Source organism: Vibrio algarum (genome assembly GCF_028204155.1).
GTDB lineage: Bacteria > Pseudomonadota > Gammaproteobacteria > Enterobacterales > Vibrionaceae > Vibrio > Vibrio algarum.
Genome location: NZ_JAQLOI010000001.1, coordinates 283,065 through 300,363, shown reverse-complemented (window position 1 = coordinate 300,363; position 17,299 = coordinate 283,065). Strand labels below are relative to the sequence as shown.

Annotated in this window: 16 protein-coding genes and 2 pseudogenes; 15 read left to right on the top strand and 3 right to left on the bottom strand. The window is 41.6% G+C overall.

What is annotated here, in order from left to right; all coding sequences use genetic code 11:
• Positions 1-52: 52 nt before the first annotated feature.
• The 13 genes and pseudogenes from gspD to cysQ all read left to right on the top strand — a co-directional run bounded on the left by gspD (position 53) and on the right by cysQ (position 11,871).
• Complete coding sequence (gspD, locus tag PGX00_RS01570) at positions 53-2,032, top strand: type II secretion system secretin GspD (RefSeq protein ID WP_407702368.1); 1,980 nt, start codon at positions 53-55, stop codon at positions 2,030-2,032.
• Positions 2,032-3,527, top strand: a pseudogene (gene gspE, locus PGX00_RS01565) (type II secretion system ATPase GspE). Before gspD ends, gspE begins: the two are co-directional and overlap by 1 nt.
• Positions 3,527-4,744, top strand: coding sequence for a type II secretion system inner membrane protein GspF (gene gspF, locus PGX00_RS01560; RefSeq protein ID WP_272132348.1), 1,218 nt, complete (start codon positions 3,527-3,529; stop codon positions 4,742-4,744). Before gspE ends, gspF begins: the two are co-directional and overlap by 1 nt.
• A gap of 65 nt (positions 4,745-4,809) precedes the next feature.
• Positions 4,810-5,253, top strand: coding sequence for a type II secretion system major pseudopilin GspG (gene gspG, locus PGX00_RS01555; protein ID WP_272137883.1), 444 nt, complete (start codon positions 4,810-4,812; stop codon positions 5,251-5,253).
• Between the two features lie 47 nt (positions 5,254-5,300).
• Positions 5,301-5,888 (top strand): type II secretion system minor pseudopilin GspH, encoded by a 588-nt coding sequence (gene gspH, locus PGX00_RS01550; protein ID WP_272132346.1) that lies wholly within the window; start codon positions 5,301-5,303, stop codon positions 5,886-5,888.
• A complete protein-coding gene (gene gspI, locus PGX00_RS01545; protein WP_272132344.1) occupies positions 5,885-6,244 on the top strand; it encodes a type II secretion system minor pseudopilin GspI in 360 nt (119 codons plus the stop codon). Before gspH ends, gspI begins: the two co-directional genes overlap by 4 nt.
• A complete protein-coding gene (gene gspJ, locus PGX00_RS01540) occupies positions 6,231-6,893 on the top strand; it encodes a type II secretion system minor pseudopilin GspJ (protein WP_272132343.1) in 663 nt (220 codons plus the stop codon). Before gspI ends, gspJ begins: the two co-directional genes overlap by 14 nt.
• A complete protein-coding gene (gene gspK, locus PGX00_RS01535) occupies positions 6,883-7,917 on the top strand; it encodes a type II secretion system minor pseudopilin GspK (protein ID WP_272132342.1) in 1,035 nt (344 codons plus the stop codon). The genes gspJ and gspK overlap by 11 nt, the downstream gene beginning before the upstream one ends.
• Positions 7,886-9,100: a type II secretion system protein GspL gene (gspL, locus tag PGX00_RS01530; RefSeq protein WP_272132340.1), complete on the top strand. Its 1,215-nt coding sequence runs from the start codon at positions 7,886-7,888 to the stop codon at positions 9,098-9,100. The genes gspK and gspL overlap by 32 nt, the downstream gene beginning before the upstream one ends.
• Positions 9,097-9,591, top strand: a complete 495-nt coding sequence (locus PGX00_RS01525; RefSeq protein WP_272132338.1) for a type II secretion system protein M — start codon at positions 9,097-9,099, stop codon at positions 9,589-9,591. Before gspL ends, PGX00_RS01525 begins: the two co-directional genes overlap by 4 nt.
• 1 nt (position 9,592) lies before the next feature.
• Positions 9,593-10,354 carry a type II secretion system protein N gene (locus PGX00_RS01520; protein WP_272132336.1) on the top strand — a complete coding sequence of 254 codons (762 nt, stop codon included), beginning with the start codon at positions 9,593-9,595 and terminating at the stop codon, positions 10,352-10,354.
• 105 nt (positions 10,355-10,459) lie between these two features.
• A complete protein-coding gene (gene nudE, locus PGX00_RS01515; protein WP_272132334.1) occupies positions 10,460-11,032 on the top strand; it encodes an ADP compounds hydrolase NudE in 573 nt (190 codons plus the stop codon).
• Between the two features lie 8 nt (positions 11,033-11,040).
• A complete protein-coding gene (gene cysQ, locus PGX00_RS01510; protein WP_272132332.1) occupies positions 11,041-11,871 on the top strand; it encodes a 3'(2'),5'-bisphosphate nucleotidase CysQ in 831 nt (276 codons plus the stop codon).
• A gap of 97 nt (positions 11,872-11,968) precedes the next feature.
• Here the strand turns inward: cysQ and nfuA are convergent, their stop codons facing one another.
• Together nfuA and PGX00_RS01500 are read right to left on the bottom strand one after the other, a co-directional pair.
• Positions 11,969-12,556 (bottom strand): Fe-S biogenesis protein NfuA, encoded by a 588-nt coding sequence (nfuA, locus tag PGX00_RS01505; protein WP_272132330.1) that lies wholly within the window; start codon positions 12,554-12,556, stop codon positions 11,969-11,971.
• A gap of 111 nt (positions 12,557-12,667) precedes the next feature.
• Complete coding sequence (locus tag PGX00_RS01500; protein WP_272132328.1) at positions 12,668-13,375, bottom strand: ComF family protein; 708 nt, start codon at positions 13,373-13,375, stop codon at positions 12,668-12,670.
• Positions 13,376-13,454: 79 nt separating this feature from the next.
• Here PGX00_RS01500 and bioH point away from each other — a divergent pair, with 79 nt between their 5' ends.
• Together bioH and PGX00_RS01490 are read left to right on the top strand one after the other, a co-directional pair.
• On the top strand, positions 13,455-14,249 hold the full coding sequence (bioH, locus tag PGX00_RS01495; RefSeq protein ID WP_272132326.1) for a pimeloyl-ACP methyl ester esterase BioH: 795 nt from the start codon (positions 13,455-13,457) through the stop codon (positions 14,247-14,249).
• 106 nt (positions 14,250-14,355) lie between these two features.
• Positions 14,356-14,826 (top strand): ATP-dependent Lon protease, encoded by a 471-nt coding sequence (locus PGX00_RS01490; RefSeq protein ID WP_272132324.1) that lies wholly within the window; start codon positions 14,356-14,358, stop codon positions 14,824-14,826.
• A 194-nt stretch (positions 14,827-15,020) separates the two neighbouring features.
• On the opposite strand, the pseudogene PGX00_RS01485 reads toward PGX00_RS01490, so the two are convergent.
• Positions 15,021-17,238, bottom strand: a pseudogene (locus tag PGX00_RS01485) (Tex family protein); the annotation flags it as partial.
• Positions 17,239-17,299 lie beyond the last annotated feature (61 nt).

The following is a 17,299-nucleotide window of genomic DNA, read 5'->3' as shown; positions in this document are numbered from 1 at the left end:
TTGTGTGAAAAACTGGTTAAGCAGAAGTGCGTTGTTACTTATAGGGAGTCTTATGTGCTTACCTATTTCTGCAAATGAATTTAGTGCGAGTTTCAAAGGAACCGATATACAAGAATTCATTAATATAGTCGGGCGGAATTTAGAAAAAACAATCATTGTCGATCCATCTGTCCGTGGCAAAATAGATGTTCGTAGTTATGATGTATTGGATGAAGAACAGTACTACCAGTTTTTTCTCAACGTTTTAGAGGTATATGGCTTTGCTGTTGTTGAGATGGAGAATGGCGTTCTCAAAATAATAAAGGCAAAAGATGCAAAAACATCGGCTATCCCTGTTGTCGGTGCAGATGAAAAAATATTAGGTGATGCGGTTATTACTCGCGTTGTCGCGGTTAAAAATGTCTCTGTTCGAGAACTGTCGCCACTATTACGCCAACTTAATGATAACGCTGGCGCTGGTAATGTGGTTCATTACGACCCTGCCAATATCATTTTAATAACGGGTCGCGCAGCCGTTGTAAATCGTCTCGCAGAAATTATTGAGCGTGTCGATCAAGCTGGAGATAAATCAATAGAGGTAGTAGAACTAAATAATGCCTCTGCTTCAGAAATGGTTCGCATAGTTGATGCGTTAAATAAAACCACCGACACAAAAAACACCCCCGCTTTTTTGCAACCAAAATTGGTTGCGGATGATCGAACCAATTCGGTGCTGATTTCTGGTGACCCTACGGTGCGTACCCGTCTTCGTAAGCTTATTAAGCAGTTAGATGTTGAGATGGCGACTAGAGGAAACAATCAAGTTGTCTATCTCAAGTATGCGCAAGCGGAAGATATAGTAGATGTTTTAAAAGGTGTCTCTGAAAATATTCAGTCTGAAAAACAAAGTTCTTCACAAGGCCAAGGTAGTGCAAATAACTCACAGGTGATGATTGCCGCCCACAAAGATACTAATGCATTAGTTTTAGCCGCTCCACCGGATATCATGAACGCGCTTATGGATGTCATCGCACAACTGGATATTCGCCGTGCTCAAGTGCTTATCGAAGCGCTGATTGTTGAAATGGCTGAAGGTGATGGCGTTAGCCTTGGTGTGCAATGGGGTAACTTAGATACTGGTGCTGTTATTCAATACGGTAACACAGGTGCTTCAATTGGTAGCGTCATGGTGGGCCTTGAAGAAGCAAAAGATACCACCACGACTACCGCTGTTTATGATGATGATGGTGATTTCTTGAGGAATGAAACCACAACAGAATCTGGTGACTATTCTTCATTAGCTTCAGCATTAAGTGGAGTAAATGGTGCTGCTCTTAGTTTGGTCATGGGTGATTGGACGGCGCTGATTAGTGCGGTTTCTAGTGACTCCAATTCTAATATTCTTTCTTCTCCGAGTATTACAGTCATGGACAACGGAGAGGCGTCCTTCATTGTTGGTGAAGAAGTCCCTGTATTGACCGGTTCTACAGCAGGATCAAATAATAGCAACCCATTCCAAACTGTTGAGCGAAAAGAAGTTGGGATAAAGCTCAAAGTTGTGCCTCAAATAAATGAAGGTAATTCGGTTCAATTAACCATAGAGCAAGAAGTTTCTAATGTACTTGGTGCGAGCGGTGCAGTAGATGTTCGCTTTGCCAAAAGACAGCTCAATACTCAAGTTATGATCCAAGATGGTCAGATGTTGGTTCTTGGTGGCTTAATAGATGAACGTGTCATGGAAAGTGAATCTAAGGTGCCGTTCTTTGGGGACCTGCCAGTCATTGGTTATCTTTTTAAATCGACCAGTAGCTCTGTTGAAAAGAAAAACCTGATGGTGTTCATCAAGCCGACTATTATTCGAGATGGCGTTACTGCCGATGGTATCACACAGCGTAAATATAACTATATTCGTGCAGAGCAACTATTCAAGGCTGAAGAAGGCTTGACTCTTTTACCTGATGACTCTATTCCTGTCCTTGCTGAGTTTAAAAATGGCTCAGAGCGCTATCCTGCTGAAGTACAAGCGTTTATTGATCAGTTGGAGTTGGATTGATGACAGATTTGGCCAGTTTCGTAGGGCGATTGCCATTTGGTTTCGCAAGACGACATCATGTGGTTTTAGAGAATAGCCCTCAGCGGACTGAACAACCTCAGCTATATTATGTTGAATCTATTCCTATGCCTATTTTGGCTGAAGTTCAACGAGTGGTTAAGGTGCCATTTTCACTGGTTTCCGTCGATCATGATATTTTTGAAAAAAATTGACCGAGATTTACCAAAGAGACTCATCAGAAGCGCGTCAGTTAATGGAAGACATTGGTGCTGATAATGATGATTTTTTCTCGTTGGCAGAAGAGTTACCTCAAAATGAAGATCTGCTCGAAACCGAAGATGACGCTCCAATTATTAAGTTAATTAATGCGATGCTCGGTGAGGCGATTAAAGAAGGTGCTTCAGATATCCACATTGAAACCTTCGAACAGACGTTGTCGATTCGCTTTCGCATTGACGGTGTTTTACGTGAGGTATTAGAGCCCAGCCGTAAATTGGCACCGCTTCTTGTCTCACGTGTGAAGGTAATGGCAAAGCTTGATATTGCGGAAAAGCGAGTACCTCAAGATGGGCGGATCTCATTAAGAATAGGTGGCCGCGCCGTCGATGTTCGTGTATCCACTATGCCATCCTCACATGGTGAACGCGTTGTAATGCGTTTATTAGATAAAAATGCCACTCGCCTCGATTTACATAGTTTAGGTATGACGCCTGAAAACCATAAAATACTAAGAAAATTGATAGCCAGACCGCATGGCATCATTTTGGTTACAGGGCCAACAGGCTCTGGTAAATCAACAACCTTATATGCCAGCTTGCAAGAACTAAATAGTTCCGAAAGAAATATTCTTACCGTAGAAGACCCGATTGAATTTGATATTGATGGAATAGGCCAAACCCAGGTCAACCCAAAAGTTGATATGACTTTTGCTAGGGGGTTACGTGCCATATTGCGTCAAGACCCAGATGTGGTCATGGTCGGTGAAATACGTGACTTGGAAACCGCACAAATAGGTGTGCAAGCCTCGTTAACAGGTCACTTAGTATTGTCTACCTTGCATACCAATACAGCGATTGGGGCAATTACTCGGTTGAGAGATATGGGTATTGAACCATTCCTGATTTCATCTTCTTTATTAGGGGTGCTATCTCAGCGTTTGATAAGAACATTGTGTCCAGACTGTAAGCAAGCGTTTGAAGCGGACAAAGAACAGAAAAAATTGTTTAAGCTAACAGAGCAAGAATCGTTAACCCTTTATCGTGCCAATGGCTGTGAAATCTGTAATTTTAAAGGGTACAGAGGTCGAACGGGTATCCATGAGCTGCTTCTCGTTGATGAAACGGTACAAGAACTCATTCATTCAGAAGCAGGTGAAATGAGTATAGAAAAAGAAATACGAGCCTATACCCCTAGTATCCGAGAGGATGGTCTGAAAAAGGTCCGCCAAGGAATTACTACCCTTGAAGAAGTTATGCGAGTAACCAAGGAAGTCTAATGGCTGCATTTGAATACAAAGCACTGAATGATAAAGGCAAGCAGAAAAAAGGTGTTATTGAGGGAGACAATGCTCGACAAGTTCGTCAGCGATTAAAAGAACAAGGTTTAATACCTGTTGAGGTAATAGAAACCAAAGTAAAAAACAGTGCACAAAAATCAACGACATCATTTAATCGAGGTATTAGCACCAATGATCTTTCACTATTGACGCGTCAGCTTTCTACACTAGTACAAGCTGGTATGCCTTTAGAGGAATGCTTAAGGGCGGTAGCCGAGCAATCTGAAAAACCTCGGATCACGAATATGCTCATGGGAGTTCGCTCTAGAGTTGTCGAGGGTTATACACTTGCAGATAGCCTCGCAGATTATCCGCAAGTATTTGATGAACTTTTCCGGTCAATGGTTGCGGCAGGAGAGCGTTCTGGCCATTTAGATAGTGTATTGGATAGGCTCGCAGACTATGCGGAGAACCGTCAACTCATGCGCTCTAAACTACAGCAGGCGATGATTTATCCTATAGTTTTAACCGTATTCGCTATCAGTGTTGTTGCGTTCTTATTGGCAAGTGTAGTGCCAAAAATTGTGGATCAGTTTGTTCAAATGGGGCAAGAACTCCCCGGCTCAACTCAATTTCTTTTAGATGCGAGTAGTTTTGTACAAAACTGGGGGCTTTATCTTTTAATCGCTGTAGTAAGTTCTTATTGGTGCCTAAAAATGGCATTAAAAAAACCCAATACAAGATTGTCTTGGGATAAGAAGTTACTAAGAGCCCCGCTGATAGGAAAAATCACCAAAGGTATTAATACTTCACGCTTTGCTCGTACGTTGTCGATCTGTACTTCTAGTGCGATCCCATTATTAGATGGAATGAAAGTAGCAACCGATGTAATGACGAATCAATATATAAAAGAGCAGGTACTAGAAGCCTCTGAAAAAGTAAGAGAAGGCGGGAGTTTGAGGCGGGCATTAGATCAGACTAAGCTTTTTCCACCAATGATGCTGCACATGATCGCCAGTGGTGAACAAAGTGGGGAGCTTGAGCAGATGCTTACAAGAGCAGCAGACAACCAAGATAGAGATTTTGAATCTACGGTAAATATTGCCTTAGGTTTATTTACACCAGCACTTATTGCCACTATGGCGGGTGTTGTTTTGTTTATTGTTATGGCGACGTTGATGCCGATATTAGAGATGAACAATTTGATTTCAGCTTAACCTCCTTGCGATAAATAGAGCGTGGGGAATGCAGTTGCGAGCAAAATGTTTAGGTTTGTTAGGAGATAAAAATGAAAAATAAAAAACAGAATGGCTTTACCTTACTTGAGATAATGGTTGTTGTGGTCATTTTAGGAATTTTAGCAAGTGTTGTTGTTCCTAATTTATTGGGGAATAAAGAAAAAGCGGATCAGCAAAAAGCGGTGTCTGATATTTCGGCATTGGAACAGGCATTGGATATGTATAAGTTGGATAACAGTGTTTATCCTACAACAGATCAAGGTTTAGAAGCTTTGGTGACGAAGCCTAGTGGAAGCCCTGAGCCAAGAAACTATCGAGACGGTGGATATATCCGACGTTTACCACAAGACCCTTGGGGCTATGATTATCAATATCTTAGCCCTGGAGATAAAGGAACGCTTGATATCTTCAGTTTGGGTTCAGATGGCCAAGAGGGTGGCGAAGGTAGTGCCGCAGATATTGGTAATTGGAATATTCAAGATTTCTAATTTCGACATAAGCTGGGTCGACAAGTTGGCATGATGTTGTGGCAGATATGAAACGTAAAAATGCGGGCTTTACCTTAATTGAGATCATGCTCGTAATTGTGTTGATGTCGCTCAGTGCTGTCGCCGTTATCTTTAATTTGCCTGATTCAAAACAAGATATAGCGAAGGAACAAGCTCAGCGTTTTTATTATCGAATACAACTCCTTAACGAACATGCCATCTTAAACGGTAAAGATTTAGGCATTAGGGTAGACGAGAAAAAAGGCACCTATAGCTACCTCCAATTAGAAAGTGATGGGTGGCAATTGTTTGAAAACAAAATCTACACAGAAACAACATTGCAAGATGGAGTGAAGCTTTCGTTTGAGTTGGGTGGCGACGCTTGGTCACAAAATGAAAGTTTCTTTAAACAAGAAAGCTTGTTTGATGAAGATATGTTTGCGGAACTGGAGTCAGAAAACAAAATCAAACCACCTCAATTATTTGTGTTGTCTAGTGGTGAAATGACACCTTTTCGTCTTTCCATATTTTCAGTGGAAGATAAAGACAATGGTTGGGTTGTCGATGTAAAAGAATCCGGTTCTATTGACCTTATTCATGCCCAAGACATACAAAATGAGAACGATACCCGATGAATCGCCGTACACGTGGCATGACATTAATTGAAGTTTTGGTGGCACTAGCCATCTTTGCTACGGCTGCTATCAGTGTTATGCGTTCTGTTACTCAACATTTAAATACGCTCTCTTATCTGGAAGAAAAAACGTTCGCCTCACTCATTGTGGATAATCAAATAAGTAGGGTGATGTTGTCTGGTGCGCCTAAAAGTGCTTATTCAGGTAAAGCACAGATGGTGGGAAAAGAGTGGTATTGGAAGGTAACACCTGTGGAAACAGCGGTTGGATTTATAGCGGCATTTGACGTTAGTGTTTCCTTAGACAAAGACGTAAAAAGTCCCATCGTGACGGTGAGAAGTTATGTCGATAAATAAACGTTATCGCCGCAAAGTACAAGAAGGTTTCACTTTAATAGAAGTCCTTGTCGCTATCGCTATTTTTGCTTCTCTTAGTGTGTCAGCTTATATGGTGCTTAATCAGGTGCAGCGTAGTAATCAAGCGTCACTTGAAAAAACGGAGCGTCTTAAAGATATACAACGTGCCATGGTTATTATTGATAATGATTTTAGGCAGATAGCGTTAAGAAGATTTAGAACCAATGGAGAAGAGCCCGACGAGAACATTCTGTTTTGGCAAGAAGGGTTAATCGAATCAGAAAATAAAGCGGTACTTTTTACTCGGTTGGGGTGGCAAAATCCACAGCAAGTTTTTCCTCGTGGAGAGATAACTAAGGTAGGTTATCGTATCGTCGCAGATCGACTTGAGCGAGTTTGGTGGCGCTACCCAGACACCCCTGTAGGCCAGGAAGGGGTAGTTACAAGCCTTCTCGATGATGTTGAAAAGATAGAAATGCAGTTTTATAAAGAAGATGGTTGGAGCGAAAGCTGGGACGAACCTTTAACGCTACCTAAGGCTCTTTCAATTACATTTACTTTAAAAGATTATGGTGATATTGAACGAGTTTATTTGACTGCAGGCGAACGCTTGCAACTAGGTTCTGAAGGTGATGGTAATGATCAATAAACCATCGCGCAGGAAAGCAAAGAAAAGTGCTGGAGCGGCTCTAATCGTTGTCTTGCTTATATTGGCCGTGATGGTGTCAATTGCCGCGACAATGACAGAAAGATTATTTGTTAACTATACACGTGTAGAAAGTAGAATAAGCCATCAACAGGCTTTCTGGTACAGCATTGGAATTGAAGCACTCGCTAAATATGGTATTCAACAAAGCTATGAAGATGGCGATACCATCAATATGAGCCAACCTTGGGCATTGAAAGAACAAGTGTTCCCTCTCGATTACGGGGTTGCCTCAGGAAAAATAGTGGATAAACAGGCGTGTTTTAATATCAATGCCTTAGGCAAAGAAAAGCAGCAGGCAAATAGCACTTCTAAGCCTTATTTAGTCAGCGTTTGGCAAGCTATACTCGAAGAGCTTGAAGTAGAAAACTATCAAGCTGAAGTCATCGCTGATTCCACATGGGAATTTTTAGATTCAGATACTACATCGACGACAGATTATGGTGTTGAAGATAGCACCTATGAAGCGTTACTGCCTGCTTATATCACTCCGAATGGCATGATAGCGGATAGCACGGAGTTAAGGGCTGTACATCAGATGAATGCTGTCGTCATGGAAAAAATAAGACCGGTGGTGTGTGCTTTACCATGGGATGATTGGCGACTCAATGTAAATACAGTAGATGAGAACGGTGCGGTTATCTTAGTTGCGATGTTCTCACCGGCTCTGAGTCTGGGTGACGCAACAGCATTAATAGAAAATAGGCCTTACGATGGATGGGCTTCAGTTGAAGACTTTTTAGCAGAAAGACAAATTGCGACAATAGTTGCAACAACAAGAGATAAAGCCGAAGGTTTTTTAACAATAGACAGCCAATACTTTGAGCTTGATGCTCAGGTTATAGTAAATGAATCGAGAGTAAGAATTAGAAGCTTACTCTTTAGTAAAGATAGAAAAGACGTCTCTGTTATACGACGACGTTTTGGAGGAGTCATTGAGCGAGTTTCTGACGGTTCGACTGAGTAGAGACAAGCAATCACCGATTCGGTGGTTAGTTTGGTCTACCAGCCAGAATGAAATAATTGCAAGCGGGGAACTTAGCAGCAAAGAGCAGCTAAGTGAGCTTTCTAGTTATGCAAATCAACGAGTGGCACTGCTGTTATTAGATAGTCGTGACATATTGCTAATGAAAGCAGAAATACCAGCGGGTGCAGCTCGACAAGTTGATACTATGCTGCCATATCTTTTGGAAGATGATATTGCTCAAGATGTTGATGAACTGCACTTTTCAATCTTGAAAAAAAGCGATAAAGAGGTGGAGGTAGTTGCAGTAGATAATACGTACTTATCCGAATGGCTTCAGGCTTTTTCTGAAGTGGGTATCGCTATCAGCAAAGTAATACCTGATGCTGAGACCTTGCCGTTAAATGATAACAATATATCTGCGGTTCAAATTGATTCGCAATGGTTGTTTAGGAAGTCTCAAAATCAATCAATATCGATAGATGAGCAATGGTTGTCGCTTTTTCTAGAATCTAACTGGTGCAAAGAGCAAGATGCAAAAGGCAGTATCTTAAGCTTTACCCTGATTCCTGATTCGTTACTTAATGGCACCGACTGGCAACAGGCTGAGCCAGAGTTAGTCATGGAGCTTCTTACTAAAGGCGCTATCCGTTCATCTACGAATTTATTAACGGGAACATTTAAACCTCAACCATCAATATTAAAATATATGAAGGTTTGGAAAAATGTTGTGATTGCAGCTTGTCTATTGCTATTGATATTTACGACACAACAAGTTTTGCAAGTAAATCAGTATGAAGCGCAAGCTACAGCGTACCGAACTGAAAGTGAACGAATTTTTCGAACCATCTTCCCAAATAAAAATAGAATACCGACAGTGAGTTATTTGAAACGCCAAATGTCAGATGAAGAAAACTTACTATCGCATGGTGATTCGGAAACCTCAGTATTGGCATGGTTAGCATTAATACCCGACGCATTGAAAGGAAAGTCCTCAATTGAGATTAGCAATATTAGATATGATGCTAATCGGGGAGAGGTTCGTCTTGAAGCATCAATGGACGACTTTCAAACTTTTGAGGTAGTAAGAACGAAGTTGGCAGAAAAGTTCGCTGTGACACAGGGGCCACTGGATAAAAAAGCGAACAAAGTGTCAGGCAGTTTTGTATTGAGGCAGAAACAATGAGTGCTTTAAAAGAGTCTATTTTATCTTGGTGGGGCAGCATTTCTTTAAGAGAGCAGAGATTGGTTATCGCCTGCTCAATATTATTATTACTAGGTGGTATGTATTGGGGGCTCATTCAGCCTATTTCAGAGCGAACAGATACAGCTAAAGTAAGGATAAATAGTGAAAAGCAATTGCTTCAATGGGTCGTTGATAGTGCAGATCGGATTGTTGAGCTTAGAAGTAAAAGTGGGATTTCCACTTCAGATGAACCGTTTAATCAGGTGGTTTCTACTTCAGCCCAAAGTTATAAAATTGAATTAATTCGAATTCAGCCTCGTGATGACATGTTGCAGGTATGGGTCAAACCTGTTGCCTTTGACCAATTTGTACATTGGCTTGCTTATTTGCAAAGAAAACAATCGGTTCAAGTTGAATTTATGGATATTTCTAGTAGTGACTCTAAAGGGATCATTGAAGTAAAACGTTTGCAGTTAAAGCGAGGAGGATAATTTGAAACACATTACACTTCTCATCATTTGCTTTCTTACTGTGCTGTTCATTAGCGTTGTTGTACATATGCCAGTTTCGTTTGCCTTGAGATATATTCCCGAGATGCCTAGCTTAAAAATCGATTCACCTAGTGGCACTATTTGGGCGGGAGAAGCTCAAAATATTGGTTGGAATAACGACAATTTTGGTCATGCAACATGGCAATTTCAACCACTAACACTGCTTCAAGGGAAGGCTCATTATTCGTTTCGATTTGGTCGTGGAAGCGATGCAAAGTTAATGGGTAAAGGTAACTTCGGTGTGGGGTTATCTGGGGTCTATGCAGAAAATGTGGTTGTTTCAATGCCTGCAAAAAATGTATTAGATCAACTATCAATGCCGCTTCCTATTACTGTAGATGGGAACCTAGAGCTATCGATTAATGAATATATCTATGCTCAACCTTGGTGTCAGACTGCAACAGGAACCCTTGTCTGGAATGGAAGTCAAATAGGATCACCATTAGGTGGATTGGAATTGGGTACGGTTATAACAGACTTGAAATGCGAAGAAAGCCGACTAACTGTCACTGGTGAGCATAACGACAATCAACTTACGGCTTCAATAAAAGGCGAATTGTTACCGGATCAACGTTATAACGTGGACGCTCTGTTTAAACCCAATACCGAATTCCCTAAAGCGATGAAATCTCAGCTTAGATGGCTTGGACGTCCAAATAACAATGGTGAATATCCATTTACTTATGCAGGCAAACTAAACTAATCTACCTTGTAGCAGAAATGTTTGATGTGCATTGCTATTATTAGAATAAATATGAGCGATAAGACTAAGTTACTGAACTGAACTGAACTGGATTAGGAGCAAGGGATGGCAAAAAATAAGAAGCCGAAAATATTAACAGTAGAAACAGCAGCTAAATCTAAGTTGTTTACTATTGAGTCTCTTGATCTTGAGTTTTCTAATGGTGTAAAGCGTACATACGAACGAATGCGTCGTAGTGGCCGTGAAGCTGTAATGATGGTACCTATCACTGAAAACGGTGATCTGTTGCTGGTCAGAGAGTACGCAGCGGGCACTGAAGAATATGAACTTGGCTTCCCTAAAGGGTTAGTCGATTTAGGCGAAACACCAGAAGACGCCGCCAATCGAGAGTTAAAAGAAGAGATAGGCTTAGGTGGAACCACGTTTATACCACTGAAAAAAGTGGTGCTAGCGCCTTCTTATTTTTCTAGCGAAATGACGCTATTTTTAGTGGAAGGTTTGTATCCAGAGACATTAGAAGGGGATGAACCAGAGCCGTTAGAAGTGATTCGTTGGCCATTTAATCAATCAGATGAACTGCTATCTCATATGGATTTCAGTGAAGCAAGAAGCATCGCCGCCTTAATGTTAGCTCAACGTTACTTGGCAAAAAATACGTTATCGAATAAAACGGACTAGGAATGCATATGGCAACTTTGAGCAAAGACTTATCTCATCTCATCCCATCCGTTATTGACGTTGCTAGAGCGGCCGGGCAACTTATACTCGATATTTATGAGAATAGAGAATACGAAGAATTCACTAAATCCGATTCAACGCCGGTTACGAGTGCAGACTTGGCCGCACATAAATTTATTGGTGAGAAGCTATCTGAGCTTACGTCTGATATCCCAGTATTATCGGAAGAGGATGCAGACATATCGCTAGAACAACGTTCTCAATGGAACCGATACTGGCTTGTCGACCCTCTTGATGGAACACAAGAGTTCATCGCTCGAAGTGGCGACTTTGCAACGATCATTGCACTAATAGAAAACAATAGGCCTGTGATGGGGGTTGTTTATGCTCCCGTTTCTGGTGTGACCTATTACGCCTATGAAGGCCACGGTGCCTGGAAGATTCCAGAAGTAGGTGAAAGTGTTAGCATAAATACGCTTACCCATGAAGCTGCTCATCAAGCGATAGCCATTGCTATCAGTCGTCGTCAGAATATCAATAAAATAACCGATAGAATGTCGCCAGCTTGGAACTATGATCTGGTTCCGTTAGGGTCAGCAGCATTAAAAGCATGCTTAGTCGCAGAAGGTGCTGTTGATTGTTATCTAAGACTTGGACCAACCGGAGAATGGGATACAGCAGCAACGCAGTGCATTGTTCAAGAAGCTGGTGGTCGAATTTTAAGCACTCAGCTTGAGCCGCTTTCTTACAATGAGAGAGAAACCTTAGAGAACCCCAATTTCATTGTGCTAGGTGACGAAGCGTTGCCTTGGGATGAAATTTTAAAAATTAAAGATTAAGAAGAAGTTATTAATAAAAAAGACAGCGCAGTAGCTGTCTTTTTATATCAATTCGACTTGTTTAACGGTTTAGGAAAAACGTATTCGATGTAGTGAACTAGTAATATGAGTGTTCACCACGGTCGTGTTCAGTTGCATCACGAACGGCTGTCAATTCGCCTTCGAATTGCTGAACGAGTTCTTTCTCTATGCCTTCTTTAAGCGTGACATCAACCATCGAACAACCATTACAGCCGCCACCAAATTGAACTAGAGCAATGCCATCTTCTGTAATTTCCACTAGGCTTACATGGCCACCATGGCCGGCTAACTGTGGATTAACTTGAGTTTGAATCGCATACTCTAGTCGCTCCATCAAAGAAGCATCGTCAGAGACTTTACGCATTTTAGCATTTGGTGCTTTTAACGTAAGCTGTGAACCCATTTTATCTGTGACATAATCAATTTCTGCGTCTTCGAGAAACGGCAGACTCAACTCATCAACAAAAGCCGAAAATGGTTGAAACTCAATTTTGGTATCGCTTGCTTCTACCGCTTCAGGCGGACAGTAAGAGACACCACATTCAGCGTTTGGTGTTCCTGGGTTTACGACAAAAACACGTATATTAGTATTTTCTGGTTGCTGTTCTAGCAACTTGGCAAAATGTGCTTGAGCACTCTCAGTGATAGTAATAATAATTGACACAATTAATACCTGACTATTTTTGTAGGTTATTTGATTCTATTCTACTCTCGCGATTACAGGATGCCAAACGAAAATTGATACTTTGTCGTTTGATTCAATAACGTCGAGTTATTAGGCATTATATTCCTGTTCTGCAGATACAATAAATATCAATTTTTTTACCCCAACATCAAGTAGTAATGCACATAACTGTCGGACCGAGCTACCTGTTGTCACCACGTCATCGATAATTGCGATATGTGTTTGATTTGGTACCCAATTGAGGGTAAATGCGTGCTTCAAGTTTTTCATCCTTTGTTCCTTGTTGAGACCTTGTTGGCTAGGCGTAGATTTAATTCGTTTAAATAGCTGAGAAGTGAAAACAGGCTGACTTTGTAGATGGGTTGCTAAGTAGTTCCCAAGAACATCGCTCTGGTTGTAACCGCGATGAAAAAAGCGTTGCCAATGAAGGGGCATACTAGCAATGAGTGGAGCGGGATTATCTATTCTTTTAGACAGTAAGTAACTTAAATCATAACCGTATTTCAATCCTCCAGAATATTTTAAGTTGTAGATATAGTTAGAAAGTGGGGGCCTATAATCACCAACACAAAAAAGCCTGTCCCAAAGAGGAGGCTCGGTTAAGCAAGAGCCGCATTTAGCAACGGGTGCTAAGGTTTCTAAACCACATTGATAGCATCGTGGCTTGGCAGAAAAAAGGGATAAACAGTTGTGACACCAAATGATATCTTTTGTCTCTACGCCTTTGGTGAGACCACATAAATGGCAAACTGGGTTAGAATGGCGAGTAATATAGCGACGTAGTTTTGTTCCCCACATTAGAAGCTCCAATAGTCACTGTTGATATAAATAACTTGAGTACAGGTTAAATAATAAAAAAGGATTTAAGGGATAATTCATGAATGAAGTAGCAGATAAGATGATAGCCTCCCCAGCTTTATTCTGGCATCGAGAAGGGCAGGGTGAAAACCTAGTTTTGATTCACGGGTGGGGGATGAATGGGGCAGTTTGGCAGCAGACGGTCGAAAAATTATCAGCACACTTTACTGTTCATGTTGTCGATTTACCAGGTTATGGTCACAGCTCTGAATTACATGCAGACAATATTAATAGCGCAGCGGAAATGGTATTGGAACATGCGCCAGAGCAAGCTATTTGGGTTGGTTGGTCACTTGGCGGATTAATTGCTACCCATATCGCGTTGAATTTTCCAGATCGAGTTTCGAAGTTAGTGACTGTAGCGAGTTCACCTAAATTTGCAGCTGAAAAACGCTGGAGAGGGATAAAACCAGCGGTACTGTCCGCTTTCACAGAGCAACTTGTCGAAGATTTTCACCCAACGATAGAGCGTTTTATGGCATTGCAAGCGATGGGAAGCCCAACAGCAAGACAAGATGTAAAAGCATTAAAAAAGGCGGTTTTATCACGTCCTCTCCCAAACCCCGAATCGTTACTTGTCGGTTTAAATATGCTGGGGAATGTAGATTTACGGGGTGAGTTAAATCAAATCAGTATGCCATTTTTACGAATCTACGGTCGACTTGATGGTTTAGTGCCGATAAAAGTCGCGAATGACTTGCAAGAATTGTTATCAAATTCAGAGTATTATGTATTTAGTCAATCTTCTCACGCTCCATTTATGACGGAGTTAGATGAGTTTTGTTCACAATTAATACGATTTAGTGGTAAATAATTGAACAGTTTGGCCGATAAGGTATCTAACCAGTTACCAAATAGAGGAATTTATACTTAGGTATAGCCACTACTAAGTAAAAGGTTGTAGTAGAAGGAGGTTTGTTATGATTGTGTCACCGACCAATGTGAACGTGCCACTGATAGCTCCTTCGGTCAATGTTCAAACTGAACAAGCGGCGAGAGATAATAAGGTTCGTGAACCTGTTACGCCGCCAGTAGAACTGGCAAAATCCAATGCAGAAAGGCGTATTAAAGCAGATGATAAGCGCCGGAAACGACCTGCTTGGGAAGCGTCGGACCATCCTGACTATGGACTGGACAATGAGACAAACGCTAAGTCAGCGCAAAGTGAAGAACCTAAAGACACGTTGAGTCGATTGTTTGAATTGCTTGCACTTCAAACGTACTCGGAGAAACAGGGTTTAGGCTACACGATTCGCTTTCGGTTGCCTAAAAAGCTAATTGATGCAGCGATTACGTTAGGAAAAATGGAGCGTAGACGTACAGTGATAAAGTATCACTACGGTCATGCTGTAGCGCCAAACTGCCCTTCCGAGGTGATTGCGGTGCTATGAAAACTCTGAATAGAGTTATAGGTTCTTGGGTAAATAAGAACCTATAACTTATTTTTTACAAACCCCCTCGCCTTACCTTTTTGCTTTTTTAAACGCATCCGCAAAGGCACTATTTCCAAACGATTGATTTTGAGAGCCTGAGTTTTTAGGTTTATTGTTGCGCTCCGTGTTTGTATTGCGTTTTACCTGAGCTTTGTTGGCTTGCCCTGGCTCGTCGGTTAGCCGCATTGAAAGCGCAATACGCTTACGCTGGACTTCCACTTCAAGCACTTTTACCTTCACAATATCACCGGCTTTTACTATCTCACGAGGATCGGCCACATAACGGTCCGTTAAAGCAGATATATGTACTAAACCGTCTTGGTGGACACCGATGTCTACGAATGCACCAAAATTAGCTACGTTTGAAACAACGCCTTCAAGAATCATCCCAGGTTCTAGATCAGAAATAGCGTTAATGCCATCAGCAAAGGTCGCGGTTTTGAATTCAGGTCTAGGATCTCGCCCTGGTTTATCCAACTCTTTGATAATATCGGTAACGGTCGGAACCCCAAAGGTGTTGTCGGTATAGTCTATGGCATTAAGAGAGCGCAAGAACGGGGTATCACCAATCAGGGCTTTTATCGGTTTATTGTTCTTTTCTGCAACCAACTTAACCACAGGATAGGCTTCAGGGTGAACAGAGGATGCATCTAATGGGTTTTTCCCATCCATAATACGTAAGAAACCCGCACACTGCTCAAAGGCTTTAGGGCCTAAACGTGCCACCTTTTTAAGTGTGGTTCTGGTTTCGAAACGACCATTCTCATCTCTATATTTAACAATATTTTCTGCAATAGTATTAGAAAGCCCTGCTACACGATTGAGAAGCGCTGAAGAGGCCGTATTCACATCTACCCCAACCGCATTCACACAATCTTCTACCACGGCATTTAATCGCTTGGCTAATGCGGCTTGGCTAACATCATGTTGATATTGGCCCACACCTATAGATTTAGGGTCTATCTTCACCAGTTCAGCGAGTGGATCTTGCAATCGCCTCGCAATAGAAACCGCTCCACGTAAGGACACATCCATATTAGGAAACTCATTAGCGGCAAGCTCAGATGCGGAATATACAGACGCTCCAGCTTCGCTGACGATAATTTTTTGTGTGCTTAAATTGGCTTTTTTTAATGTATTCGCGACAAAATCATCGGTTTCGCGAGAGGCTGTGCCATTGCCAATAGCAATGAGGTCAACTCCGTGCTGTTTGATCAGTTTTTCAATTACATGAGCCGATTTGTCGATCTGATTGTGAGGCTGATGTGGGTATATAGTATCGGTTGCTAGTACTTTACCCGTCGCATCTACAACGGCGATTTTAGAACCAGTTCGAAGGCCCGGATCCAAACCTAGCGTTGCTTTTGGACCAGCAGGAGCGGCCATTAAAAGGTCTTTTAGATTGGAAGCGAATACTTCAATAGCATCCATTTCGCTGCGTTCTTTCATCGCCCCCATCATTTCGGTTTCCATATGGGTCGATATTTTTATTCTCCACGCCCAACTGATCACCTGTTTGCGCCATTTATTTGCAGCTGTATCGCTTAGGTTAATGCCATAGTGGTTCGTAATGATCTCTTCACAATAGGAGCTACGAATACTTTCATCTTGATTCGGATCAGCATTCATTGATAGCTGCAGAAAACCTTCATTGCGGCCACGAAGCATGGCTAAAGCTCTATGAGATGGTGTCTTACTCAGTTTCTCATTGTGTTCGAAGTAATCTTTAAATTTTTGACCTTCTTGTTCTTTCCCTTCTATTACTCGAGAAACAATCTCGGCCTGAGTGCTTAAGTATTGTCTTAGCTTGCTAATTAAATCCGCATTTTCAGCTATCTGTTCCATTATGATAGAGCGAGCACCATCGAGTGCAGACTTAGTATCAATTATCCCTTTCTCTGGATTAATGTACTGCTTTGCTTCTGTCTCAGGGTCGCTTTGTGCTTCTTTCCAAAGTGTTGTCGCTAATGGCTCTAAGCCCGCCTCTATCGCAATCTGTCCCTTTGTTCTTCTTTTGGGTTTATAGGGAAGGTAGAGATCTTCTAGTCGAGTTTTGCTATCAGCTTGATTGATGTCATTCTCTAATTTAGCAGTGAGTTTACCTTGGTCATTAATGGACTTAAGAATCGTTTTTCGGCGTTCATTTAATTCTCGAAGATAACTTAATCGAGCATCCAGGTTCCTTAGTTGAGTGTCATCTAAACCACCGGTTACTTCCTTACGATATCTTGCGATAAACGGGATCGTACTTCCCTCGTCAATAAGATTAATGGTTGCAGTAACCTGTTCTACTCGAACGTTAAGCTCTTTTGCTATCAGTTGGCTTAGGTGTTGAGCGGTGTTTTGTTGCTGAGATAGAGTTTGACTCATCCGTGGATCTCTTTAATTAATTTTCGCATTGATTTATAAATGGGGGCAAAACAGAGAATTA